General features: G+C 73.1%; 18 protein-coding genes. 16 read left to right on the top strand and 2 right to left on the bottom strand.

Annotation, left to right across the window (positions count from 1 at the left end; genetic code table 11):
• Positions 1 to 101 precede the first annotated feature (101 nt).
• Positions 102 to 1,967: a DAK2 domain-containing protein gene (locus ACFUUZ_RS01970; RefSeq protein ID WP_378691429.1), complete on the top strand. Its 1,866-nt coding sequence runs from the start codon at positions 102 to 104 to the stop codon at positions 1,965 to 1,967.
• Positions 1,968 to 1,970: 3 nt separating this feature from the next.
• A complete protein-coding gene (recG, locus tag ACFUUZ_RS01965) occupies positions 1,971 to 4,247 on the top strand; it encodes an ATP-dependent DNA helicase RecG (RefSeq protein WP_378691427.1) in 2,277 nt (758 codons plus the stop codon).
• Between the two features lie 110 nt (positions 4,248 to 4,357).
• Here the strand turns inward: recG and ACFUUZ_RS01960 are convergent, their stop codons facing one another.
• Positions 4,358 to 5,782 carry a short-chain fatty acyl-CoA regulator family protein gene (locus tag ACFUUZ_RS01960; RefSeq protein ID WP_378691425.1) on the bottom strand — a complete coding sequence of 475 codons (1,425 nt, stop codon included), beginning with the start codon at positions 5,780 to 5,782 and terminating at the stop codon, positions 4,358 to 4,360.
• A 317-nt stretch (positions 5,783 to 6,099) separates the two neighbouring features.
• On the opposite strand from ACFUUZ_RS01960, the gene ACFUUZ_RS01955 reads away from it, so the two are divergent.
• Genes ACFUUZ_RS01955 through coaD form a run of 3 tightly spaced genes read left to right on the top strand, consistent with a single transcriptional unit; the run spans position 6,100 to position 10,575 of the window.
• The gene (locus ACFUUZ_RS01955; RefSeq protein WP_378691422.1) at positions 6,100 to 9,504 is read left to right on the top strand and encodes a pyruvate carboxylase; all 3,405 of its coding nucleotides are present in this window, start codon (positions 6,100 to 6,102) and stop codon (positions 9,502 to 9,504) included.
• Positions 9,501 to 10,061: a 16S rRNA (guanine(966)-N(2))-methyltransferase RsmD gene (rsmD, locus tag ACFUUZ_RS01950; RefSeq protein ID WP_378691419.1), complete on the top strand. Its 561-nt coding sequence runs from the start codon at positions 9,501 to 9,503 to the stop codon at positions 10,059 to 10,061. The genes ACFUUZ_RS01955 and rsmD overlap by 4 nt, the downstream gene beginning before the upstream one ends.
• 31 nt (positions 10,062 to 10,092) lie before the next feature.
• A complete protein-coding gene (gene coaD / locus ACFUUZ_RS01945; protein ID WP_378691416.1) occupies positions 10,093 to 10,575 on the top strand; it encodes a pantetheine-phosphate adenylyltransferase in 483 nt (160 codons plus the stop codon).
• Here coaD and ACFUUZ_RS01940 read toward each other — a convergent pair.
• Positions 10,572 to 11,033, bottom strand: coding sequence for a GtrA family protein (locus ACFUUZ_RS01940; protein ID WP_378691414.1), 462 nt, complete (start codon positions 11,031 to 11,033; stop codon positions 10,572 to 10,574). The two genes, coaD and ACFUUZ_RS01940, sit on opposite strands and share 4 nt — an antisense overlap.
• A gap of 379 nt (positions 11,034 to 11,412) precedes the next feature.
• Here ACFUUZ_RS01940 and ACFUUZ_RS01935 point away from each other — a divergent pair, with 379 nt between their 5' ends.
• The 11 genes from ACFUUZ_RS01935 to ACFUUZ_RS01885 all read left to right on the top strand — a co-directional run bounded on the left by ACFUUZ_RS01935 (position 11,413) and on the right by ACFUUZ_RS01885 (position 22,680).
• On the top strand, positions 11,413 to 12,189 hold the full coding sequence (locus ACFUUZ_RS01935; RefSeq protein WP_378691412.1) for a DivIVA domain-containing protein: 777 nt from the start codon (positions 11,413 to 11,415) through the stop codon (positions 12,187 to 12,189).
• An 80-nt stretch (positions 12,190 to 12,269) separates the two neighbouring features.
• Complete coding sequence (locus ACFUUZ_RS01930) at positions 12,270 to 12,944, top strand: YceD family protein (protein WP_378691410.1); 675 nt, start codon at positions 12,270 to 12,272, stop codon at positions 12,942 to 12,944.
• A gap of 2 nt (positions 12,945 to 12,946) precedes the next feature.
• Positions 12,947 to 13,129 carry a 50S ribosomal protein L32 gene (rpmF, locus tag ACFUUZ_RS01925; RefSeq protein WP_067658664.1) on the top strand — a complete coding sequence of 61 codons (183 nt, stop codon included), beginning with the start codon at positions 12,947 to 12,949 and terminating at the stop codon, positions 13,127 to 13,129.
• Positions 13,130 to 13,148: 19 nt separating this feature from the next.
• The gene (rnc, locus tag ACFUUZ_RS01920; RefSeq protein WP_378691408.1) at positions 13,149 to 13,883 is read left to right on the top strand and encodes a ribonuclease III; all 735 of its coding nucleotides are present in this window, start codon (positions 13,149 to 13,151) and stop codon (positions 13,881 to 13,883) included.
• A 1-nt stretch (position 13,884) separates the two neighbouring features.
• A complete protein-coding gene (gene mutM / locus ACFUUZ_RS01915) occupies positions 13,885 to 14,766 on the top strand; it encodes a bifunctional DNA-formamidopyrimidine glycosylase/DNA-(apurinic or apyrimidinic site) lyase (RefSeq protein ID WP_378691405.1) in 882 nt (293 codons plus the stop codon).
• A 29-nt stretch (positions 14,767 to 14,795) separates the two neighbouring features.
• A complete protein-coding gene (locus ACFUUZ_RS01910) occupies positions 14,796 to 15,380 on the top strand; it encodes a dihydrofolate reductase family protein (protein WP_378691402.1) in 585 nt (194 codons plus the stop codon).
• Positions 15,377 to 16,399 carry a PHP domain-containing protein gene (locus ACFUUZ_RS01905; RefSeq protein ID WP_378691400.1) on the top strand — a complete coding sequence of 341 codons (1,023 nt, stop codon included), beginning with the start codon at positions 15,377 to 15,379 and terminating at the stop codon, positions 16,397 to 16,399. Before ACFUUZ_RS01910 ends, ACFUUZ_RS01905 begins: the two co-directional genes overlap by 4 nt.
• A 101-nt stretch (positions 16,400 to 16,500) precedes the next feature.
• Positions 16,501 to 18,027 carry a PstS family phosphate ABC transporter substrate-binding protein gene (locus tag ACFUUZ_RS01900; RefSeq protein WP_378691397.1) on the top strand — a complete coding sequence of 509 codons (1,527 nt, stop codon included), beginning with the start codon at positions 16,501 to 16,503 and terminating at the stop codon, positions 18,025 to 18,027.
• Between the two features lie 29 nt (positions 18,028 to 18,056).
• Positions 18,057 to 19,142 (top strand): winged helix DNA-binding domain-containing protein, encoded by a 1,086-nt coding sequence (locus tag ACFUUZ_RS01895; protein WP_378691394.1) that lies wholly within the window; start codon positions 18,057 to 18,059, stop codon positions 19,140 to 19,142.
• A gap of 332 nt (positions 19,143 to 19,474) precedes the next feature.
• The gene (locus ACFUUZ_RS01890; protein WP_378691517.1) at positions 19,475 to 20,560 is read left to right on the top strand and encodes a glycosyltransferase family 4 protein; all 1,086 of its coding nucleotides are present in this window, start codon (positions 19,475 to 19,477) and stop codon (positions 20,558 to 20,560) included.
• Complete coding sequence (locus tag ACFUUZ_RS01885; protein WP_378691391.1) at positions 20,557 to 22,680, top strand: glycogen debranching N-terminal domain-containing protein; 2,124 nt, start codon at positions 20,557 to 20,559, stop codon at positions 22,678 to 22,680. The genes ACFUUZ_RS01890 and ACFUUZ_RS01885 overlap by 4 nt, the downstream gene beginning before the upstream one ends.
• Positions 22,681 to 22,689 lie beyond the last annotated feature (9 nt).

Raw genomic sequence — 22,689 nt, 5'->3', positions numbered from 1 at the left:
CCCGGTGATCCACCAAACCGGGTCCCGCGGGTGCCGGGGCGCCCGCTAACCTGGCGTGCGGCGGCGGGGTGGGGGTCCACGGACGACGGAGAGGGTGGCTGGTGCCCGGAGTGCGGGACGGAATGGACGGTACCGCGCTGCTGCGCTGGGGCAGGCTCTGCCTCGCCGGTCTGGAGCGTACCCGCTCGGAGATCAACGCGCTCAACGTCTTTCCGATCGCCGATGCCGACACCGGGACCAACCTGCTCGCCACCATGCGGGCCGCGATGGTGGCCGCGGGCGGCGTGACCGGCACCGATGTGCACGCGGTCGCGGCGGCCATGGCCAGGGGCGCCACCGCGGGGGCGCGCGGGAACTCCGGGATCATCCTGTCCCAGGTGCTGCGCGGGATCGCGGACGCGGTCCGCCCCGAGGGCGAGCGGCCGGTGCCGGTGGACGCCGGGGTGCTGCGGGCCGCGCTGGCCAGGGCGGCGGCGCTGGTGCGGGAGTCGCTGAGCACGCCGGTCGAGGGGACCATCCTCACCGTGCTCGACGCGGCGGCGGTGGCGGCGGCGACGTGCGCCGAGCACACGCCGGTCGCGGTCGCGCTCGCGGCGGCCGAGGGGGCGGCCGATGCGCTCGGCCACACCCCCGACCAGCTCGGGGTGCTGCGCGCGGCGGGGGTGGTCGACGCGGGCGCCCGCGGGCTGCTGGTCCTGCTGGACGCCCTGGTCGAGGTGACCGGTGGCGCCGCCCCGCACCGCCGGGACTACCGCCCCGCCCCCACGCGGCCCGCCACCTCCGGCGCCGTGATCGATGTCCCATCCGCCGGCAGGCTCGACGCCGGGCCCAGCACCGTGCCCGACGCCGCGCCCAGCGCCGTGCCCGGCACCGGAATTAGCGCCGTGCCCGGCACCGGGACCAGCGCTGTGCCGCGCCCCGGGACCAGCGCTGTGCCCGGCACCGGGACCAGCGCTGTACCCGGCGCGGGGGTGGGCACTGCGTCCGGCGCGGGAATCGGTGCCGCCACTGCGGCGGCCGGGGACGCGGCCCCCGTGCGCCACGCGCCCTGCTTCGAGGTCATGTACCTGCTGACCGGAACCGACGAGACCAGGGTGAAGCAGCTGCGGGACCGGCTCGGCGAGCTGGGCGACTCCGTGGTCGTGGTCGGCGACGGCGCGCAGACCTGGTCCGCGCACGTGCACTGCGCCGACGCGGGCGCGGCGGTGGAGGCGGGCATGGCCGCGGGCACGGTCCGCGACATCCGGATCGAGAGCTTCGTCATCACCGCGGTGGGCACGCACGCCCCGGTGCGCACCAGCGGCCCCGCCGACCGCGGCATCCTTGCGGTCGCCGCGGGCGACGGCGCCGCCGCGCTCTTCCGCACCGCGGGCGCGGTGGTGCTGCCCGGTGGCGAGGGAACGGTCACCGCGAGCGAGCTGCTGGGCGCCATCCGCCGGATGCCGAACCGCGAGGTGCTGGTGCTGCCGAACGGCGCGCTGCCCGCGCACGAACTGGTCGCCGTCGGCATCGCCGCCCGCGACGCCGACCGCGACGTGCTGCTGCTGCCGAGCGGCTCCATGGTGCAGGGCATGGCCGCGCTGGCGGTGCACGACCGCGGCCGGATCGCGGTCGACGACGCCTTCGCCATGTCCGAGGCCGCCGCGGGCACCCGCTGGGGCGCGGTGCGGGTGGCCGGGCAGCGCGCGCTCACCATGGTCGGCACCTGCGAGCCGGGCGAGGGGCTCGGCCTGGCCGGGCTGGACGTGGTGGTGATCGAGCGCGACCCGGCGACCGCCGGGACCGTGCTGCTGGACCGGATGCTCGCCTTCGGCGGCGAGCTGGTCACGCTGCTCATGGGTGCGGCGGCACCGCCGGGGCTGGCCGAGGAGCTGGCCCGGCACATCGAGGAGCGATTCTCCGGAATCGAGGTTGCGGTCTACACCGGCGGGCAGCCGGAGGACCTGGTGCAGATAGGTGTGGAGTAGACAATGGCGACACTCGGCGATCGGCTCGACCACCTGCTCGGCCGCAAGGCGGCGGATTCGCTGGCCGACGCCTTCGACATGCACACGGCGGAGGACCTGCTGCGGCACTACCCGCTGCGCTACGCCACCCAGGGCCAGCCGCTCACCGCGGAGGAGCCGGAGGACGGCGCGCACGTCACCGTGATCGGCCGGATCACCAAGGCCGAGCTGCGGCCCATGCGCAACCGCCGCGGCTCGCTGCTCAAGGTCGCGCTTGACACCGGCTCCGGCCGCCCGGTGGACGTCACCTTCTTCAACGGCGACAAGGTCAAGTACGTGGTGAAGCAGGGGGTGCGGGCGATGATGTCGGGCACCGTCAGCTACTGGCGGCCCGGCCAGTGGAACCTGAACCACCCCGGCTACCTGATCCTGCCGGAGGAGGACGAGCCCGCCACGCTGACCAGCGTGCGCGGCGCGGGCGACCTGGCCGGGCTGGCGCGCAGCGCGCAGGGCGCGGACGGCGTCGACACCGCGTTCTTCGAGCGCGAGTTCGTCCCGGTCTACCCGGCGACCGCGAAGGTGCAGAGCTGGGACCTGCTCGCCTGCGTCCGGCAGGTGCTGGCGCAGCTCGACCCGCTGGACGACCCGCTGCCGGAGCCGGTGCGCGCGGAGCGCGGCCTGCTCGAGGTCACGGAGGCGCTGCGGCTGATCCACCTGCCCGAGCACCGCACCGACATCGACCGCGCCAGGGACCGGCTGCGCTTCGACGAGGCGCTGGCGCTGCAGCTGGTGCTGGCCGAGCGCAGGCACGAGGTCGAGGGCCGCACCGCGCACCCGTGCCCGCCGCGCCGGGACGGCATCGCCGCCGCCTTCGCCGCGAAGCTGCCCTTCGAGCTGACCGCCGGGCAGCGGCAGGTCATCGACGAGATCTCCGCCGACCTGAGCCGGGAGCGCCCCACGCACCGGCTGCTGCAGGGCGAGGTCGGCTCCGGCAAGACCATCGTCGCGCTGCACGCCATGCTGCAGGTGGTGGACGCGGGCAAGCAGTGCGCGCTGCTCGCCCCGACCGAGGTGCTCGCCGCGCAGCACCACCGCTCGCTGCGCGGCATGCTCGGCGAGCTCGCGGCCGCCGGCGAGCTGGGCGCCGCCGAGCACGCCACCCGCGTGGTGCTGCTCACCGGCTCGATGCCCGCCGCGGCGCGCAAGGCGGCGCTGCTGGCCGCGGTGACCGGCGAGGCCGGGATCGTGATCGGCACGCACGCGCTGATCCAGGACGCGGTGGAGTTCTTCGACCTCGGCATGGTGGTGGTGGACGAGCAGCACCGCTTCGGCGTCGAGCAGCGGGACGCGCTGCGCGCCAAGGCCGCGGGCGGCACCAGCCCGCACCTGCTGGTGATGACCGCGACGCCGATCCCGCGCACCATCGCCATGACCACGCTCGGCGACCTGGAGACCTCGACGCTCACCGAGCTGCCGCGCGGCCGCTCGCCGATCGCGTCCAGGGTGGTGCCGCGCAGGCTCCACCCCGGCTGGGTGGACCGGGCCTGGGAGCGGATCACCGAGGAGGTGCGGGCCGGGCGGCAGGCGTACGTCGTGTGCTCGCGGATCGGGGACGACGACGGGCGGGACGAGGGCGGGAAGAACTCCGCGAAGCCGAAGAAGAACAAGCAGGCCGAGAAGGAGCCGCCGAACACGATGGCGGTGCTCGACGTGTACGAGGAGCTGCGCGCCGGGGCGCTGGCGGGGCTCCGGGTCGGGCTGCTGCACGGCAGGCTGCCCGCGGACGAGAAGGACGAGGTGATGCGGGCGTTCAACGCGGGCGACGTGGACGTGCTGGTCTGCACCACCGTGGTCGAGGTCGGCGTCGACGTGCCGAACGCCACCGTCATGGTGATCCTGGACGCCGACCGCTTCGGCGTCAGCCAGCTGCACCAGCTGCGCGGGCGGATCGGCCGCGGTGCGCACGCGAGCCTGTGCCTGCTGGTCACCGACGCCGCGCCGGGCGGGACGGCCATGGCCCGGCTGGAGGCGGTGGCCGCCACCACCGACGGCTTCGAGCTGGCGGTGCTCGACCTGAAGCAGCGCCGCGAGGGCGATGTGCTGGGCTCGGCGCAGAGCGGCACCGCCCGCTCGCTGCGGCTGCTCTCGCTCCTCGACGACCTGGAGACCATCAGCGCCGCCAAGGATTTCGCGCGCACGGTGGTGGAGGAGGACCCCGGGCTCGAGGCGCACCCCGGCCTCGCGGCGATGATGCGCGCCGCCGTCGACGGCGAGCGCCTGGAATATCTGGCGAAATCCTGACGCCCCGCGCCGGATCGCTGCCGCGGCTCGGATGGATGTCCGCACCGCGCCGGTGCGGCCCTGGCCGGAGTGCGTACGGCGGGCTCCCTGCGCCGCGCGGGCGCGTCTGTCTACCCCCTGCCGAGCCGGGGGTAGGGCAGGTCGGTGCTGACATGCTCCGGGAGCGCGAGCGGAGCGCCGATCTGCGGGAACGCGCGCTGGGTGCAGGCGGGGCGGTCGCACACCTTGCACCCGGCGCCGATCGGCACCGCGGCGCCCGGGTCGTCCAGCCGCAGGCCGCGCGAGTACACCGTGCGGTCCGCGTGCTCCAGGTCGCAGCCGAGCGCCACCGCGAAGTCCTTGGCGGGCGCGCCGTACCCGCGCGGGTTGGGCGCGGCGGTGCGGGCGATCCACAGGTAGCGGCGCCCGTCCGGCATCTCGGCGATCTGGGTGAGGATCCGCCCGGGGTTGGCGAAGGCCTCGTGCACCACCCAGAGCGGGCAGGAGCCGCCCACCCGGGAGAAGTGGAACGCGGTGGCCGACTGCCGCTTCGAGATATTGCCCGCCCGGTCGGTGCGGACGAAGAAGAACGGCACCCCGCGCCTGCCCTGCCGCTGCAGCGTGGCGAGCCGGTGGCACACCGTCTCGAACCCGACCTCGAAGCGCAGCCCGAGCAGGTCGATGTCGTAGCGCAGCTCCTCGGCCGAGCGCAGGAAGCGGCCGTACGGCAGCACCAGCGCCCCGGCGAAGTACTGCGCCAGCCCGATCCGCGCCAGCGACCTCGATTCCCCGGTGAGCGCGGGGGTCTCGGCGAGCACCGCGTCGATCTCCCTGCTGTGCAGCAGGAAGCCGAGCGTGGTCGCGATCTGGAAGGCGCGCTGCCCGGGCCGGAGCCGACGGGCCAGGGTGAGGGTGCGGCTCTCCGGGTCGTACTGCCGCTTGGGGATGGTCGGGTCGGCGCCGTCGCCGCGGACCAGCACGGTCACGCCCGCCCGGTCCTCGGCCACCCTGGCCAGCTGCCGGTCCAGCGAGCCGACGGTCAGCCCGGACTGCTCGAAGAGCTGCTCGGCGGCCTGGTCCAGGCTGGGGATGTGGTTGTGGTGGTCGTAGAAGAAGTCGCGCACGTCCTCGTAGGGCATGGGCGCGCCCGGCGCCCCGGCGGGCGCGTCCATCCGGGAGGAGAGCAGGTCCAGCTGGTCGGTGGCGGCGCGCAGCCGCCGGTGCATCCCGACCACCAGCCTGGCCACCTCGGGCAGCCTGGTCGCCAGCTCCTCCACCTCGGTGACCGGCGCGGTGTCGCCGCCCGCCGCGTCGACCAGCACCTCGTGCAGGTCGGAGACGAGCCTGGCGTCCGAGTCGGTGGCGAAGAACTGGACATCCAGGTCGAAGGTGGAGTTCAGCTTGAGCAGCACCGGAATGGTGAGCGGGCGCTGGTCCCGCTCCAGCTGGTTGAGGTAGCTGGGCGAGAGGTCCAGCGACTTCGCCAGCGCCGCCTGGGTCATCCTTCGTTCCTCGCGCAGCCGCCGCAGCCGGGCGCCCGCGTACATCTTGCGCACCCGCCAGATGGTAGACCTCTGTCTTCGCAAACATCGCACTATGGCAGGCGCCTGCCGAAGAAATTTCGATACCGCAAGGTCTTTCATGCCCCTGCGCTGCTGCGTAGCGTGCGAAGGGCGGTGCGGGGGCGCGCGAGCCGGAAGTGGTCACTGTAACCGGTGTCAGCTCGAAGCGCCCTCGGCGCCGGGGCTCCGCGGACCGTCATGTGACATCCGTATGAACGGGACTTCGCAACCCTGCGAGGGACGATTGTGAAGAAGTTCCGAATACGGGAATCGGTATTTGCCCAGTTCGGCGGGTTCGGTACGTTGGGGCGATGTTCTCGAAAGTCTTGGTCGCCAATCGTGGTGAGATCGCTATTCGGGCCTTCCGCGCCGCCTACGAACTCGGAATCGGGACGGTGGCGGTCTTCCCGTACGAGGATCGCAACTCCGTGCACCGGCTCAAGGCCGACGAGTCCTACCAGATCGGCGAGCAGGGTCACCCGGTGCGGGCCTACCTCTCGATCGAGGCCGTCATCGACGCCGCCAAGACCGCGGGCGCGGACGCCATCTACCCGGGCTACGGCTTCCTGTCCGAGAACCCCGACCTGGCCGCCGCCTGCGCGGCCGAGGGCATCACCTTCATCGGGCCGTCGGCCGAGGTGCTGGAGCTGGCGGGGAACAAGGCCCGCGCGGTGGCCGCGGCCAGGGCCGCCGGGTTGCCGGTGCTGAAGTCGAGCGAACCGTCGGCGGATGTGGAGGAGCTGGTCGCGGCCTCGGCCGAGCTGGAGTTCCCGGTGTTCGTCAAGGCGGTGGCCGGTGGCGGCGGGCGTGGGATGCGGCGGGTGGCCGAGCCGGAGGGGTTGCGGGAGGCGATCGAGGCGGCGTCGCGCGAGGCGGAGTCGGCGTTCGGCGATCCCACCGTGTTCCTGGAGCAGGCGGTGGTGAACCCGCGCCATATCGAGGTGCAGATCCTGGCCGACCAGCACGGGAACGTCATGCACCTGTTCGAGCGGGACTGCTCGCTGCAGCGCCGCCATCAGAAGGTGATCGAGCTGGCGCCCGCCCCGAACCTCGACCCGGAGTTGCGGGAGCGGATCTGTGCGGATGCGGTCGCTTTCGCGCGACAGATCGATTACTCGTGTGCGGGGACGGTGGAGTTCCTGCTGGACGAGCGCGGCAACCACGTCTTCATCGAGATGAACCCGCGGATCCAGGTGGAGCACACGGTGACCGAGGAGATCACCGATGTGGACCTGGTGCAGTCGCAGTTGCGGATCGCGGCGGGGGAGTCCCTGGCCGATCTCGGGCTGAGCCAGGACACGGTGGCGATCCGGGGTGCGGCGCTGCAGTGCCGGATCACGACCGAGGACCCGGCGAACGGCTTCCGGCCCGACACCGGGCGGATCACCGCCTACCGCACCCCGGGCGGCGCGGGCATCCGGCTGGACGGCGGCGCCAACCTGGGCGCCGAGATCGGCGCCTACTTCGACTCCATGCTGGTCAAGCTGACCTGCCGGGGCCGCGATTTCGAGCTCGCCGTGGCGCGGGCGCGGCGGGCGCTGGCGGAGTTCCGGATCCGTGGCGTCACCACCAATATCCCGTTCCTCTTCGCCGTGCTGGACGACCCCGACTTCAAGGCGGGCCGGGTCACCACGTCGTTCATCGACGAGCGGCCGCAGCTGCTGCGGCTGCCGGAATCCGGCGACCGCGGGACCAAGATCCTGAACTACCTCGCCGATGTCACGGTGAACAAGCCGCACGGGGAGCGGCCGACCCGGGTGTACCCGCACGACAAGCTGCCCGCGCTGGATCTGAACGCGCCGCCGCCGGACGGGTCGCGGCAGAAGCTGCTGGCGCTCGGGCCGGAGGGGTTCGCCGCGGCGCTGCGCGAGCAGAAGGCGGTCGGGGTCACCGACACCACCTTCCGCGACGCGCACCAGTCGCTGCTGGCAACCCGGGTGCGGACCAACGGGCTGCTGGGGGTGGCCAGGCACGTCGCGCGCTCGACGCCGGAGCTGCTGTCCGTGGAGTGCTGGGGCGGGGCGACCTATGACGTGGCGCTGCGGTTCCTGTACGAGGATCCGTGGGAGCGGTTGGCCGCGCTGCGCGAGGCGATCCCGAACATCTGCCTGCAGATGCTGCTGCGTGGCCGCAACACCGTGGGCTACACCCCGTATCCGGAGAAGGTGACGCGGGCGTTCGTCGCCGAGGCGACCTCGACCGGAATCGACATCTTCCGCATCTTCGACGCGCTCAACAACGTCGACCAGATGCGCCCGGCAATCGACGCGGTCCGCGAGACCGGGACCGCGCTGGCCGAGGTCGCGCTGTCCTACACCGGTGACCTGGCCAACCCGAACGAGACGCTGTACACCCTGGACTACTACCTGCGTCTGGCCGAGCAGATCGTCGAGGCGGGTGCGCATGTGTTGGCGATCAAGGACATGGCGGGCCTGCTGCGCGCGCCCGCGGCGACGAAGCTGGTGACCGCGCTGCGCTCCAACTTCGACCTGCCGGTCCACGTGCACACCCACGACACCCCGGGTGGTCAGCTCGCGACCTACCTCGCCGCGTGGCAGGCCGGCGCCGATGCCGTGGACGGCGCGTCGGCGGCGATGGCGGGCACGACCAGCCAGCCCGCGTTGTCGGCGATCGTGGCCGCGGCCGCGCACAGCGAATACGACACCGGCCTCGACTTGCAGGCGGTGTGTGATCTGGAGCCGTACTGGGAGGCGCTGCGGAAGGTGTACGCGCCGTTCGAGTCCGGGCTGCCTGCCCCGACCGGGCGGGTCTACACCCACGAGATCCCGGGCGGGCAGCTGTCGAACCTGCGCCAGCAGGCCATCGCGCTCGGGCTGGGTGATCGGTTCGAGGAGGTCGAGGCCACCTACGCCGCGGCGGACCGGATGCTGGGCAGGTTGATCAAGGTCACCCCGTCCTCGAAGGTCGTCGGCGACCTCGCGCTCGCCCTGGTCGGCACGGGTGTGGACGCCGAGCAGTTCGCCGCCGACCCGGCCCGCTACGACATCCCGGACTCGGTGATCGGGTTCCTGCGCGGCGAACTCGGCACCCCGGCCGGTGGCTGGCCCGAGCCGTTCCGCACCCGGGCGTTGGAGGGCCGCACCGACCCCAAGCCGGTCACCCCGCTGTCGGACGAGGACGCCAAGGCACTCGACGGTGACTCCCTCGAGCGGCGCGGCACCCTGAACCGGCTGCTGTTCCCCGGCCCGACCGCGGAGTTCCTGTCCCACCGCGAGACCTACGGCGACACCTCGGGGCTGTCGGCGAACCAGTTCTTCTACGGTCTGCGCCGTGGTGAGGAGCACCGGGTGCAGTTGGAGAAGGGCGTCACCCTGCTCATCGGGTTGGAGGCGATCTCCGAGCCGGACGAGCGCGGGATGCGCACGGTCATGTGCATCCTCAACGGCCAGCTGCGCCCGGTGGCGGTGCGGGACCGCTCGATCGCGGGTGAGGTGAAGTCGGCGGAGAAGGCCGACCGCAACGACCCGCGCCACGTGGCGGCGCCGTTCGCGGGCGTGGTCACGTTGACCGTGGCCGAGGGCGACGCCGTGGCGGCGGGTGACACGATCGGCACGATCGAGGCCATGAAGATGGAGGCCGCCATCACCGCCCCGCGTCCCGGCACGGTGGCGCGGATCGCGATCAGCACCGTCCAGCAGGTGGAGGGCGGCGACCTGCTGCTCGAGCTCGCGGGGCGGGAGTCCGCGGCGGAATGACGCGGATCGTCGCCGGCGTGGCGGGCGGGCGGCGGCTCCGGGTGCCGCCCGCTGGTACCAGGCCCACCTCGGATCGGGTGCGCGAGGCGCTGTTCAGCGCGCTCGCCGCCCGGCTCGACTTCGACGGGCTGCGCGTGCTCGACCTGTACGCCGGGTCGGGGGCGCTCGGGCTGGAGGCGCTGTCGCGCGGTGCGGAGGTCGCGCTGCTGGTGGAGTCGGACCGGAGGGCGGGGGCGGTGATCCGGGCCAATATCGCCGAGCTGGGGCTGGCGGGGGCGGAGCTGCGCGCGGGCAGCGTCGGCGCCGTGCTCGCGACCCCGCCCGCCGAGCCGTTCGACCTGGTCTTCGCCGACCCGCCCTACGACCTCGGCGTCGCCGCCGTCGAGGCCGACCTCGCCGCGCTCACCCGCGGCTGGCTGGCGCCGGAGGCGCTGGTCGTGGTCGAGCGCTCGGCCCGCGGCGCCGAGATCACCTGGCCGGCCGGCTTTCTCGCCGGGAAGCCGCGCCGCTACGGCGAAACCCGCCTGGAGCAGGCCGAGTTCGCCCGACCGAGCTGAACCCGCCGCCCGGCTGCTAGCGTCTCCCACCATGGCAGGAGCGTTGTGCCCGGGCTCGTTCGACCCGGTGACGAACGGACACGTCGACGTCTTCCGGCGGGTGGCGGCGCAGTTCGACGAGGTGATCGTGACCGTCATGGTGAACCCCAAGAAGCAGGGCATGTTCACCGTCCCGGAGCGCATCGAGCTGCTCCGCGAGGCCACCGCCGACCTGCCGAACGTGCGGGTCGAGTCGTGGTACGGGCTGCTGGTCGACTTCGCCAGGGAGCAGGGCGTCGGCGCCATCGTGAAGGGGCTGCGCGACGCGGGCGACTTCGGCTACGAGCTGCAGATGGCGCAGATGAACAAGAAGCTCTCCGGCGTCGACACGTTCTTCGTGGCGACGAACCCGGCCTTCAGCTACCTCTCCAGTTCACTGGTCAAGGAGGTCGCGCGGTTCGGCGGCGACGTCACCGACATGCTGCCGCCCGCGGTGCACAAGGCGCTGCTGGCGCGGCTGGCCGAGCAGGCCTAGAAGACCCAGCCGCGCAGCGCGAGGAAGCGCAGCGTGCCGACCGCCGCGGTGATCGCCAGCACGGCGGCGGCCTGGCCGAGCCCGCCGAGCCCCGGCGCCGCCACCTCCAGCGCGGCCAGCCCGGCGGTGGTGATCAGCAGCCCGGCCGCGGCCAGCCCGCCGCCCTCCCACTGCGCGGTGAACCAGCCGACCCGGTCGGCGGCGCGGAAGGTGAGCCTGCGGTGCAGCTCGTTGGCGACCACGGTGCTCGCCATCGAGCCGACCATGTTCGCGGGCAGCGAACCCGACCCGAGCAGCGCGAGGAACAGCGCCACGTACACGACATTGCTGGCCAGCCCGACCATGGCGAAGCGCACCAGCTGGGCGGGGGCGCGGTCACCGCGCAGGTAGGTGAGCAGGCCGGCGAGCCCGGCGCGGACGCGCCCGCGGCTCCGACCGGAGGGCCGCGCCGCAGCCATCGGCGTCCACGGCGCGAGCAAGGCGGTGAGATGGGACCTCACCGCGGTCCGCGGGTGCAGGACGGTCATACGCGTTCCGATCGCGAGAGCCGGGTACCGGGCGGTGCGGAGGAGTTCCGCTGCCCGCCCGTGGGCGGGATGCCTGGCGCGACGGCTGCCTACTCGCAGAGTTCCGGGTGGGGCCTGCGATTCGCTTGCGAAGATCTTGTCGACCCTCCCGGACATTCTACACCAACCGGAGGTTTGCTCTCCACTTGCTCCTGAGGGAATCCTGTGATTCCGCGCAACCTCTCGACACACCGCCCGGACAGCCGGGTAGAGCGCGACAGGCCGGGCAGACTGGCATCGGGCGAAGTGTGTGCCGAGGAGGGTGACAAGCATGTATCGCGTATTCGAAGCGCTCGACGAGCTCGTGGCGATCGTCGAGGAGGCGCGCGGCATCCCGCCGACCCGCAACTGCATCGTGCCCCGCGGCGAGGTGCTGGAGCTGCTGGACGACGTCCGGGACGCGCTGCCCGGTGAACTCGACGACGCGCAGGACGTGCTCGACCACCGGGACAAGATCGTCACCGATGCCCGCACCTCCGCCGAGGCCACCGTGACCGGCGCCGACGACCAGGCGCGGGACACCCTGGAGTCCTCGCGCGCCGAGGCCGAGCGCATCCTCGCCGAGGCCAAGGCGCACGCCGACCGGATGGTGGCGGAGGCCAACGCGCACGCCGACCACCTGGTGACCGACGCCCAAGCCGAGGCGGAGCGCCTGGTCGCCGACGCCAATGCCGAGTACGACGCGGTCACCGGCCGGGCCAGGGTGGAGTCCGAGCGGATGATCGAGGCGGGCAAGGCCTCCTACGAGCGCTCGGTCGCCGACGGCGAGGCCGAGCGGGCCCGGCTGGTGGCGCAGACCGAGGTGGTGCGCGCCGCGCACGCCGAGTCCGCGCGGGTGATCGACGCCGCGCACGCCGAGTCCGACCGCATGCGCGACGAGTGCGACCACTACGTCGACGGCAAGCTGGCCGGGTTCGAGGAGACACTGAACAGCACGTTGCGCACCGTCGTCCGGGGCAGGCACCAGCTGCGCGCCGAGGCCGGGAACGCGCCGGACTACGCCGCCGAGTACCCGGCCCCGGAGTACGTCACCGACTACCGGCGCTGAGCGCGATTGGGCAGCGCAGTCGCCCGTCGCGTACTGTGGGGTGGTTGCCCAGCCCCCCTCAGTAATGGAGTGCATTCGTGATGTCCGCCGGTTCCGCGTCGCGTCGTCGCCCGGCTTCGCACGGGCTGCCCGACACCGGCTTCGTGCTCGACACCCGCAGCCTCGGCCGCAGGCCGGGCACCATGCGGGAGCTGCACCGCCAGGTCACCGCCGGTGAGCGCATCGGGCTCGACATGGTGCACATCCCCGAGGGCGCGGACATCGACCTCGACCTCACGCTGCAGGCCGTCTCGGAGGGCGTGCTGGTCACCGGCACCGTCTCGGCGCCGCTGGCCGGTGAGTGCTCGCGCTGCCTGGAGCCGTTCACCGACTCCGTCGAGCTGCCGATCACCGAGCTCTTCGCCTACCCGGACAGCGCCACCGAGCAGACCACCGAGGAGGACGAGATCTACCGGATGGTCGACGACCGGCTCGACCTGGAGCCGGTGGTGATCGACGCCATCGGCCTGGAGCTGCCGCTGCAGCCGCTGTGCACCCCGGACTGCGCCGGGCTCTGCCCCGAGTGCGGTGTTCGGATGGCGATTGCGGGTTCCGGGCACGGGCATGAGACACTTGACCCTCGCTGGGCCGGACTGGCGAAGTTCGCCTCCGATCCCGCCGGCGGCGCCGGAACGGATGCCGCGCCCGGTCCCGAGGACCACCCACCGTCAGACCGTGCTGCCGACCAGGCACGCTCGCATACAGAGGAGAAGTAGTCGTGGCCGTTCCGAAGCGCCGGATGTCCCGTTCCAACACCAGGTCGCGGCGCAGCCAGTGGAAGGCTGTGGCGCCCACCCTCATCACCTGCCCGAACCGGGCCTGCGGCGAGAAGACGCTGCCGCACATCGCGTGCCCGAACTGCGGCACCTACCGGGGCCGCCAGGTCACCGCCGCCGTCTGAGCGAGCCTCTCGTATCGACGTGACATCCAGCAGGGACGGAGCCCGTCCGAACGGTGACCATGCGAGCCTGCTCGCCGCGCTCGGCGTCGAGCTGCAGCCCGATCTGCTGCGGCTGGCGCTGACGCACCGCTCCTACGCGTACGAGAACGGCGGGCTGCCGACCAACGAGCGCCTGGAGTTCCTCGGCGACTCGGTGCTCGGGCTCAGCATCACCGAGCGGCTCTACCACGAGCACCCGGAGAAGTCCGAGGGCGAGCTCGCGAAGCTGCGCGCCAGCGTGGTCAACATGCACGCGCTGGCCGAGGTGGCGCGGGTGCTCGGCCCCGGCGGGCTCGGCTCGCACCTGCTGCTCGGCAAGGGCGAGGAGCTCACCGGCGGCCGGGACAAGCCGAGCATCCTCGCCGACGGCATGGAGTCGCTGCTCGGTGCGGTGCACCTGGAGCACGGCATCGAGGTGGCGCGCGGCGTCGTGCTGCGGCTCTTCGCGGGGCTGCTGGAGCGCGGGCCGCGAATGGGCGCGGGCCTGGACTGGAAGACCAGCCTGCAGGAGCTCACCGCCGAGCGCGGCCTCGGCGTGCCCAGCTACGAGATCACCTCGACCGGGCCGGACCACGATAAGGAGTTCACCGCCACCACGGTGATCGCCGGGCAGCCCTACGGCAGCGGCATCGGCCGCTCCAAGAAGGAAGCCGAGCAGAAGGCCGCGGGCGCCGCCTACCAGGCGCTGACCGCCGAAGCCGCCGCCGACGCCTGACGTGCCCGAGCTCCCCGAGGTCGAGGTGGTCCGCCGCGGGCTGGCCGAGCACGTGGTGGGCCGGGTGATCGAATCGGTCACCGTCACGCACGAGCGCTCGGTGCGCAGGCACCTCGCGGGCGCCGCCGACCTGGCCGCGCGGCTCTCCGGGCTGACCGTCGCGAGCGCCGAGCGCCGCGGCAAGTTCCTCTGGCTCACCTTCGACGAACCCGACCTCGCGCTCGTCGTGCACCTCGGCATGAGCGGGCAGATGCTGGTGCAGCCCGGCTACGCGCCCAGGCAGAAGCACGCGCACATCACCGCGGGGCTGAGCGACGGCACCCAGCTGCGCTTCGTCGACCAGCGCACCTTCGGCGGCTGGGCGCTGGCCCCGCTGGTCACCGTCGACGGCACCCCGCTCCCCGCGCCGGTCGCGCACATCGCCCGCGACCCGCTCGACCCCCGCTTCGACTCCGAGGCCGCGGTCACCGCGCTGCGCGCGAAGCAGAGCGAGATCAAGCGGCTGCTGCTGGACCAGGGCGTCGTCTCCGGGATCGGCAACATCTACGCCGACGAGGCGCTCTGGCGCGCCCGCATCCACGGCACCAGGATCGCCGCCGGGCTGACCCGCCCCGCGCTGCGCACCCTGCTGGACGCCGCCACCGAGGTGATGACCGCCGCGCTGGCCGCGGGCGGCACCTCGTTCGACGCGCTGTACGTCAACGTGAACGGCAACTCCGGGTACTTCGAGCGCTCCCTGGACGCCTACGGCCGGGTCGACGAGCCGTGCCGCCGCTGCGGCGCGCCGATGGTCAGGGAGAAGTTCATGAACCGGTCGTCGTTCTCCTGCCCGCGCTGCCAGCCGAAGCCGCGCCCGCGCGCCGGAAAGCGCGTTACCGTGTGAGCAGACCACGCCGGAGAGGGTAAGGACGCATGCGCAAGCTCACCTACTACGTGGCCTCGACCATCGACGGCTTCATCGCCACCGAGGACGGCTCGGTCGACTTCTTCCCGGTCGGCGGCGACCACGGCCCCTACATCAACAGCCACTACCCCGAGACGCTGCCGACCAAGGTGCGCGAGGCGCTCGGCGTCGACAAGCCGAACCAGACCTTCGACACCGTGGTGATGGGCAGGCGCACGCACGACTTCGGCGTGCGCACCGGCACCTCGAGCCCGTACGCGCACCTGCGGCAGTACGTCGTCTCCACGACGCTGCCGGAGAACCCCGACCCGGACGTCGAGCTCATCGACGGTGACCCGGTCGCCGCCGTGCGGGCGCTCAAGCGCGAGGACGGCCTCGGGATCTGGCTCTGCGGCGGCGGCGAGCTGGCCGAGGCGCTGCTGCCCGAGATCGACCAGGTCTTCCTCAAGCTCTACCCGATCGTGCTCGGCCGTGGCCGCCCGCTCTTCGGCGCCGGTTCCCGGCTGCCTGAACCCGCCTGCTTCCGGGTGGTCACCAGCCGGGTCTTCGCCGACGGGGTCGCCTTCATCAAGTACGCCGCCCTGCGCCCGTGACCGCGCCAGGCCCGGTCGAGGCGCTGCGCGAGATCGGCTTCTGGCTGGAGCGCTCGCGCGCCGAGACGCACCGGGTCAAGGCGTACCGGCGCGCCGCCGACGTGGTCGCTGCGCTGCCCGCCGCCGAACGCGCCGCGCGGGCGGCGGCGAACACCTGGCGCGAGCTGGCCGGGATCGGCCCCAAGACGGCGGCGGTCATCGCGGAGGCGGTGGCCGGAGAGGTGCCGCGCTCCCTGGCCGAGCTGCGGCAGGCGGCCGCGCCGATCGGCCCGGCGGGCGCGGCGCTGCGGCAGCGGCTCCGCGGCGACCTGCACACGCACTCGGAGTGGTCCGACGGGGGCAGCCCGATCGCCGAGATGATGGCGGTGGCCGCCGCGCTCGGCCACGAGTACTGCGCGCTCACCGACCACTCGCCGCGGTTGACCGTCGCGAACGGCCTCTCCGCCGAGCGGTTGCGCGAACAGCTCGACGTGGTCGCCGAGCTGAACGCCGAGATCGCGCCGTTCCGGGTGCTCACCGGGATCGAGGTGGACATCCTGGCGGGCGGCGAGCTGGACCAGGAACCCGAGCTGCTGGCCGAGTTGGATGTGGTGGTGGCGAGCGTGCACTCCCGGCTCAGGGAGGACAGCGCCGCCATGACCGAGCGGATGGTCTACGCCGTCGCCAACCCGCACGTGGACGTGCTCGGCCACTGCACCGGGCGGCTGGTCGAGGGCGGGCGAGGCACCAGGCCGGAATCGCAGTTCGACGCCGAGGTGGTCTTCGAGGCGTGCCGCTCCTACGGCACCGCGGTGGAGATCAACAGCCGCCCGGAGCGGCGCGACCCGCCCGCCCGGCTGCTCCGGCTCGCCGTCGAGATGGAGTGCCTCTTCGCGGTCGACACCGACGCGCACGCCCCCGGCCAGCTGGACTGGCTCGGCTACGGCTGCGAGCGCGCCGTGGCGAACGGGGTGCCGCCGGAGCGGGTGGTCAACACCTGGCCGCTCGCCGAGCTGCTGGCCTGGACGACCGACCGCTGAACCCGCGGGGAACACTCGGCGAACTGTCCCGCCCCGGGTTTCGGCCTGCCCCCGACGCCGTCGAAACTGTGCTCACGGCAACCGAATACGGGGGAGGCGGGGTGGACGGGTTCCCGATCGAGATCGTCCTCGCGCTGATCGGCGTCGCGGTGCCGATCGCGGCCTTCCTCTACGAATTCGTCGTGGTCGGCAGGCGCAGGCTGGGGTACCGGGTGCAGATGGACACCCCGGTCACCGGCGAGATCGAGTCGGTCTTCCCCGGCGTGCTGACCCGGCTGCGCCCCGAGGCACCCGAGGGCGCGGCCGACCTGAAGGACCTCTCGGTGGTGCTGGTGCGGATCGAGAACTCCGGCGCCACCACCATCGACACCGGCGACTACCAGACCCTGGAGAACGGCGTCACCGGGCTGCACCTGCACTTTCCGCAGCGTCGGGTGATCGGGATGGCCGTCACCGAGCTGAGCCACCCCGGGCTCGCCGAGTGCCTTGACGCGCGCTCCGGCATCGCGCACCGCTGGGACCAGGGTGCCTGCCGCGGCGTGATCGACCTGCCGAAGGTGCCGCTGAACCGCGGCGACCACTACAAGGTGCTCGCCATCCTGCAGCGGCAGGGTCGGGCCGGTGCGGACGCCGAGCCGGAGCTGCGCGGCGGGGTCAAGGGCGGGCGGGTGCTGGAGACCCGCAGCCGGATCGGCGCTTCGCGGGCGATGGTCCTGCTGGTCGGCTTCCTGGTGCTGGTGATCGCGGCGCAGCTGGTGGTCGGGGTGGTGCAGGGGGATCGGCCGCCGCGCGGCTGCGTCGGCGGCGAGCTGACCGTGGTGGGGTCGTCCGCGCTGCGGCCGGTGATCCAGGACGCCGCCGAGCGGTACCGGGCCGAGTGCCACGATCTGCGCTTCGCCTTCGCCTTCGAGGGCACCGAGCGCGGGCTGGACCGGCTGACCAGGGCGGCCACCACCGACGGCACGCTGATCGCCATCGGCGACAACCCGATCGGCGCCAACTACCCGAAGCTGGACCGGCGCTCGCTGGCGGTCGCGGTGTTCACCGTCGTCACGCACCCCGAGCTCGACGTGCCGTCGCTGAGCACCGCGCAGCTGCGCGACATCTACGCCGGGCGGGTGACCGACTGGAGCGAGGTCGGCGGGGCCCCGTTGCCGATCGTGTTGGTCGAGCGGGCGCCGGGGTCGGGGACGCGCGCGGTCTTCGAGCAGCGGGTGCTCGGCGGGTCGCAGCCAGCGGTGCCGCACACCAGCTGCCTCGCCATCCAGGGACGCGAGCTGACCGGCCCCACCCGCTGCACCGCCGAGGTCACCGGCGACCTGCTGCAGACGGTGCGGAACACCAGGGGCGCCATCGGGTACAGCGAGTTCGGCGAGGCGACGCGGGCCGGGCTGCGCACCCCGGCGCTGAACGGCGTCGCCCCGGACCGGCAGGCCGCGCTGGCAGGCCGCTACGAGCTGTGGGGCATCGAGTTCGCCTACAGCTACGGCGCGGCGCCCCCCGGCTCCCCGGCCGCCGCCTTCCTGCGCTACCTCACCGACGAGGGCGGCACCGACGTGCTGCGCGCGCACGGCAACGAACCCTGCCGCGACCTGCCCAACCCCGCGCGCTGCGGCGACAGCGGCTGAATGTCGGTGGCACCGGGGATGATGGGCCGGTGCCCGACCTCTCGCTGCGCGCCCTCAACCGCACCCTGCTCGCCAGGCAGCACCTGATCGAACCGGCCCCGCTCACGCCCGCCGCGCTGATCGAGCAGCTGGTCGCGGTGCAGGGGCAGGAGCCGAACTGGCCCTACCTGGGGCTGTGGAACCGGTTGTCGCACTTCACCCGCGAGGATCTGGCGGCCGCGCTGGCCGCGAACGAGGTGGTGCGCTCGACGACGCTGCGCCGCACCGTGCACCTGACCACCGCCGCGGACTTCCGCTGGCTCCGCCCCACGCTGCACGACCTGGTGGCGGGCGCGGTGCGGCTCGCCTACTACCGCGACGAGCTCGACGGCGTCGACCACGCGGCGCTCGCGGCGGCGGGGCGGGAGGTGCTCGGCGACCGGCTGCTCACCCGGCGGGAGCTGGGAACCGCGCTGGCGGAGCGGTTTCCGGACCGGCACGTGCGGAGGCTGGCCGACGCGGTCGAGGCCATGGTGCCGCTGGTGCACGGCCCGGAGTGCGGCGAGTGGGGGCGGTGGCGCAACCGCTACGTCACGGTCGGGCTGGCGGCGGTGCGGATCGGCCCGCTCGCGCCCGAGCCGCGACCGGAGACGCTGGTGCGGCGCTACCTGGCCGCCTTCGGCCCGGCCACGGTCGCGGACGCGCAGGCGTGGTCCGGCGCGACCCGGCTGGCGCCGGTCTTCGCGGCGCTGCGGCCGGAGCTGACGGTGCTGCGCGACGCGGACGGCCGCGAGCTGTTCGACCTGCCCGGCGCGGTCATCGCCGACCCGGACACCCCGGTGCCGGTGCGCTTCCTGCCCGCCTTCGACAACGCGGTGCTCGGCTACCGGGATCGGCGCCGCGTCGTCAGCGAGCCCGACCGGCGGCGCACGGCCGCCGAGGCGTCGGCCGGGGTGCCGGTGTACCTGGTGGACGGCTTCGTGCACGGGCGGTGGTCACTGGCGGGGAGCACGCTGCGCATCGAGCCGTGGCACCCGCTCGGTAACTCGGATGCTGCTGCGGTCCGGGAGGAGGCCGAGCGAACGCTCAATTTCCTGTTTCCAAGCGGCGAAGGCGCAATTTCCATCGTGCGCTGAGTATTTGCCGACGCGCCGTCGAGTTTCGATTTGCGGGTTTCGAGCGCCGCATGTGGGCTATGTTGTCGGCGGCCCCCCTGGGATTTCAGCTGGCGTTCCGCACCCCTCCCAGGCCGACCTGCCCCATGGACGGCGGTGCTCGCTCGGTCTTCACCTCCGCCGCGGCGGCCATCGTCTGCGCCCGGTGCACCGGTGTGCCGGGTGGATGTGCTTCACGGTTGTTCCCTGGAAGGAGGGTCATGAGCGCAGGGCTGTCAGCGCCGATCCCGGCGCAGCTCGGGACCGCGGATCTGCTGTCGCTCCGTCGTCGTCCCGATCGGTTCCGGATCGCCATGGTGGTGCCGCCGTACTTCGACGTGCCGCCCAAGGCGTACGGCGGGGTCGAGGCGGTCGTCGCCGATCTGGTGGATTCGCTGGTCGGCCGGGGCCACGAGGTGACCCTGCTCGGGGCGGGCGAGCCCGGGACCAAGGCGAACTTCCTGCCGCTGTGGGACCGCGCGGTTCCGGAGCGGCTCGGCGAGCCGTTCCCCGAGGTGGTGCACGCCCTGCGGGTGCGAAGGGCGATCGAGCGGCTCGCCGAGACCGCCGGGGTCGACCTGGTGCACGACCACACCTTCGCGGGCCCGCTCAACGCCCCCGCCTACGAGGGGCTCGGGCTGCCCACCGTGGTCACCGTGCACGGCCCGGTGCAGGACGACTGCTACCGCTACTACCGCGAGATGGGCGACGAGGTCGCGCTGGTCGCGATCAGCGACCGGCAGCGCGCGCTCGCCCCCGACCTGAACTGGGCCGGGCGGGTGCACAACGCGCTGCACGTGGACGAGTGGCCGTTCCGCGCCGAGAAGAAGAACTACGCGCTCTTCCTCGGCCGCTACACCGAGGACAAGGCACCGCATCTCGCGGTTCAAGCAGCCCACGAAGCGGGTATCCCCCTGGTACTCGCGGGCAAGTGCAGCGAACCGGCGGAGCAGAACTACTTCGAGGAGAAGGTCCGCCCGCTGCTCGGCGAGCAGGACCACGTCTTCGGCATGGCCGACGCCACCGCCAAGCGGGCGCTGCTCTCCGAGGCGAGCTGCCTGTTGTTCCCGGTGCGGTGGGAGGAGCCGTTCGGCATGGTGATGATCGAGGCGATGGTCTGCGGGACCCCGGTGGTGGCGCTGCGCGGCGGCGCGGTGCCGGAGGTCGTGGTGGACGGGGTGACCGGGCGGATCTGCGACGACCCCGCCGAGCTGCCCGCCGCCATCGCGGAGGTGCGCGGTTACGACCCGGCGGCCTGCCGGGCGCACGTCACGGCCAACTTCGGCGCCGACACGCTCGGCCGCGGTTACGAGGAGGTCTACCGGAACCTGCTGCGCGAGCGGGCGGTTCGCTTCGGCGGCGCCTCCGCCATGACCTTCGCGACGAGCGGCCGGGCATGACCGCAGGCGCGCCCGCCCCGCTGAACGCAGGCGAACCCACCGGCCTCGGTGGCTGCGGGGCCGCGGTGACCCTGGTGGAGGGCGGCACGTTCTGCCTGTCCAACCGGCTCGGTGATATCGCGCCGGGGTTGCCGCACGGCCTGTTCTACCGGGACGCGCGCGTCATCTCCCGCTGGGAGCTGCTGGTGGACGGCAAGCCCGCCGACTCGCTCTCCGTGCTCAGCCCGGAGGCGTTCGCGGCCAGGTTCGTGCTGCGCCGTCCACCGCAGGCCGGGATCGCCGACAGCACCCTGCTCGTGGTCAGGGAGCGGCTGGTCGCCGAGGGCATGCACGAGACCGTCACGCTGGAGAACATGGGCCGCGAGCCGACCGCGGTCACGCTGGAGCTGCACGTCGACGCGGATTTCGTCGACCTGTTCTCGGTCAAGGAGGGCCGCGCCGGGCACACCAGGGCCGAGGTGACCGTGGCCGACGGCGAGCTGCTGCTGCACGACCGCGCGGAGCGGATGCGCGGGCTCTCGGTGTCGTCGACGGTGGAGCCGGTGGTGCTGCCCGGCACGCTGGTGTGGCGGGTGGTGGTCCCGGTCGGCGAGCTCTGGCAGACCGAGATCATCGCCCAGCCCACCGTGGGCAATCAGCGCATCCAGTCGCTGAGCCCGGGCGACCAGCTCGGGATCAGCGCGCCGGGCCGCAAGATCGAGGCATGGCGGAACAGCGCCACCGACATGCGCGCCGACGACCCGGTGCTGGCCCAGGTGCTGCGCCGCACCGAGAGCGACCTCGGCGCGCTGCAGATCCACGACGAGAACGGCGACAGCCGCCCGTTCGTCGCGGCGGGCGCGCCCTGGTTCATGACGCTCTTCGGCCGGGACAGCCTGCTCACCGCCTGGATGGCGCTGCCGCTGGAGGTCGACCTCGCGGTCGGCACCCTGCAGCAGCTCGCGGAGCTGCAGGGGCGCCGGGTGGATCCGCTCACCGAGGAGGAGCCGGGGCGGATCATGCACGAGATGCGCCGCGGCCCGGCCAGCGGCCAGGTGCTCGGCGGCAACATCTACTACGGCACCGCCGACGCCACCCCGCTCTTCGTCATGCTGCTCAACGAGGCACACCGCTGGGGCGCCGACCGGGAGGCGGTGGAGGCGCTGCTGCCCGCCGCCGACGCCGCGCTGCGCTGGCTGCGCGATTACGGCGACCGGGACGGCGACGGCTTCGTCGAGTACCGGCGGGCCACCGACCGCGGCCTGATCAACCAGGGCTGGAAGGACAGCTTCGACGGCATCAACGACGCGAGCGGGCACCTCCCGGAGGCGCCGCTCGCGCTCTGCGAGGTGCAGGGGTACACCTACGCCGCGGTGCTGGCCCGCGCGGAGCTCGCCGAGGCCTTCGACGAGGTGCGGGTGGCGGCCAAGCTGCGCGAGAAGGCCGCCGAGCTGAAGCAGAACTTCGCGGAGCGGTTCTGGCTGCCCGAGCGCGGCTGGTACGCCGTCGCGCTGGACCGGGACAAGCGCCGGGTGGACGCGCTCACCAGCAATGTCGCGCACTGCCTGTGGTCCGGGATCGCCACCGACGAGCACGCCGAGCAGATCGTGCGGCGGCTCGGCGACCCGGCGATGGACAGCGGGTTCGGGCTGCGCACGCTCGGCTCCGACATGGGTGCCTACAACCCGATGAGCTACCACAACGGCTCGGTCTGGCCGCACGACACCGCGCTCGCGGTGGCCGGGCTGCTGCGCTACGAGCACGTGCCCGGCGCGGTCGAGCTGGCGACCCGGCTGGCGGGCGGGCTGCTGGACGCGGCCGCCGCCTTCGGCGGGCGGCTGCCCGAGCTGTTCTGCGGCTTCCCGCGTTCCCGCTTCGCGGCGCCGGTGCCGTACCCGACCTCCTGCTCGCCGCAGGCCTGGGCCAGCGCGGCGCCGCTGCTGCTGGTGCGCTCCTTCCTCGGCTTGGAGCCGAACGTGCCGGAGCGCACGCTCGGCGTGCGGCCGCGGCTGCCCGCGTCCTGGGGCACGGTGACGCTCTCCGCGCTGCGGCTCGGCGCGGTCACCCTCGACGTGCAGGCCAAGGGCGACGAGGTCGCCGAGGTGCAGCTGCCGGACGAGTGGAAGTTGATCGCGGAGTGACCGACCCCC

It is taken from the genome of Nocardia sp. NPDC057353 (assembly GCF_042667085.1).
Lineage (GTDB): Bacteria > Actinomycetota > Actinomycetes > Mycobacteriales > Mycobacteriaceae > Nocardia.
This window is presented reverse-complemented; position numbering and strand designations above follow the sequence as displayed.